At 37.1% G+C, this 653-nt stretch carries 1 protein-coding gene; it reads left to right on the top strand.

Translation table 11 applies throughout. The annotated features are described in order from the left end of the window. Positions 1–593: type VI secretion system-associated FHA domain protein TagH (gene tagH, locus R7Z77_RS26110; RefSeq protein WP_318137145.1), on the top strand; the 593-nt coding region annotated here is incomplete at its 5' end. Between the last annotated feature and the right edge of the window lie 60 nt (positions 594–653).

A 653-nucleotide genomic window follows, 5' to 3' on the forward strand; every position in this document is an offset into this window, starting at 1 on the left:
CAGTGCATCGAGGTGAACTGGAAGCCTTCATTTATGGCATGGGGATCGACCCCAATATGGTACCAAGCCAAAATCGAGAGCAGTGGTTTGAACAATTAGGTCAGTCGTTTTCTCTCATGCTTATTGGGCTAATGGAGACTCTTCACAATCGGGCTGTATTTAAACAAACCAATCGCGTCAACCATACTGCATTTAGAAAGTCTGAAAATAATCCACTTAAGTTTTCAGCAAATTTGGAAGATGCAATCCACAATTTGTATAACCGTCAAACGTCAAGTTTTTTAAAGCCTAATGCCGCAATAAAAGAAGCATTTAACGATATTGAAAATCATGAGCAGGCTTTAATGCAAGGAGTCGCGGGTACGGTATCGAGTGTCATGTCTCTCGTTGAACCTAATACTATTTATTCAGATGCATTGGCTAAAGACAATGTAATTAACAAGGTTATTCCAGCAAGAAAATATGCTCAGAGTTGGAAGCGCTTTGAAGGTATTCATAGCCAATTAACAGATGAACTTGTCAATAAAGAGTCTCCATTTTATTTAGAAGATTTTGCTAAGCACTACGAATTAGCGCTCAAGAATAAAGGTTAAGGTGGGATTGTGAAACAAATTTATAAATCATTTTTGCTGTTTATATTTTTAGTATTAATG

The sequence above is a fragment of the Vibrio sp. 1401 genome (assembly GCF_033340295.1).